The following is a 1,466-nucleotide window of genomic DNA, read 5'->3' as shown; positions in this document are numbered from 1 at the left end:
AATAATTTTCAAGCGAATTTAGATTTTGATCAAAATGCTATTGGCGAAATTGATGGGGCAGGAAACTTCACTAACAGTAAAATATATTCAAATATAAATTTGGTTGAGCAGTTTAATCCATTGATAAGATTAGATATGGAATTGAAAAATTCATTTAAATTGGTCGCAGAATTAAAAAAAGATAGAGCTTTATCTTTAAGTTTGGATAATAATCTTCTTACTGAATCATTTGGAAATGAGTACATAATTGGATTTGGTTATAGATTTAAAAACCTGAGAATGAATACAAGAATAGGAGGTAGACGCTCTACATTGAAGGGAGATTTAAACATTAAGGCTGATATTTCATACAGAAAAAATCAAACTGTTCTCAGGAACCTTGAATACGACAATAATCAAATTACAGCAGGACAAACTCAACTTTCAATTAAATTTAGTTCTGATTATTCTATCTCTCAAAACTTCACCGCTCTTCTTTTTTATGACCACAATTTTTCTGAGTTTGCAATTTCTACGGCATTTCCTCAAACTACAATTAGATCTGGTATAACTATTAGGTACAATTTTGGAAATTAAAATTTAAATAAATAGGAGTAAAATATTACATTTGTTTTTTAATATTAAGAAATGAATATTCCAGAAAATTTAAAATACACAAAAGATCACGAGTGGGTTTTATTAGAGGGTGACCATGCAACAATTGGTATTACTGATTTTGCACAAAGTGAGCTTGGAGATATTGTCTACGTAGAAGTTGACACAAAGGGTGAAAGTTTAGACAGTGAAGCCGTTTTTGGAACTGTTGAAGCAGTAAAAACTGTTTCAGATCTTTTCATGCCACTTTCGGGAACAATAGAATCTTTTAACGAAGAATTAGAAGCAGCTCCTGAAATAGTAAATGATGATCCTTACGGGAAAGGGTGGATGATAAAAATTAAGCTCACAAATAAAGAAGAAGTCAAATCTTTACTTGATGATAAAGGATATGAGAATTTATTAAATGGAGACTAAACTATTTATTAAAGTTATTTTGTTTTAACATTGATAACCTTAATGGGGTTTTTTTTACATTTTTTTTTTAGATTAGCAATTTAAACGCCAAAGTATGCAACCAAAAAAAAATAAAGATGCCGACCATTCTAAAAATAGCTCCCTATACTTCGTAATAGGGTTAACAGTTATTTTATTTATTACTTGGCGTGCTATTGAGTGGAAAACGTATGCTACTGTATACGGTTATGAGGCTTTAAATGTTGATGATGATGACGATGAAGACGTTCCAATTACAGAGCAACTTAAAACACCACCACCGCCTCCACCACCTCCGCCTGCCCCAGAGGTTATTGAAGTAGTAGAAGATGAAGAAGAGGTCGAAGAAACGGTAATAGAATCTACAGAAACCGATCAAGAAGAGATAGTTGAGATAGAAGAAGTAGAAATTGAGGAAGAATACGATGATGTAGATG

2 protein-coding genes and 1 pseudogene are annotated in these 1,466 nt (G+C 31.8%); all 3 read left to right on the top strand.

Features of this window, described 5'->3' with window-relative positions; genetic code table 11:
• The coding region (locus AC3ATN_RS01860; RefSeq protein WP_487531516.1) for a hypothetical protein at window positions 1-576 on the top strand (576 nt) is incomplete at its 5' end.
• 51 nt (window positions 577-627) lie between these two features.
• Window positions 628-1,011, top strand: a complete 384-nt coding sequence (gcvH, locus tag AC3ATN_RS01855; protein ID WP_487531515.1) for a glycine cleavage system protein GcvH — start codon at window positions 628-630, stop codon at window positions 1,009-1,011.
• Between the two features lie 94 nt (window positions 1,012-1,105).
• Window positions 1,106-1,466: pseudogene (locus tag AC3ATN_RS01850) on the top strand (energy transducer TonB); the annotation flags it as partial.

This window comes from Candidatus Marivariicella sp., assembly GCF_983056325.1.
This window is presented reverse-complemented; position numbering and strand designations above follow the sequence as displayed.

What these genes read in the sequence shown, in the direction of transcription:
- gcvH (WP_487531515.1), top strand. Translation starts at nt 628, where the DNA reads ATGAATATTCCAGAAAATTTAAAATACACAAAAGATCACGAGTGGGTT.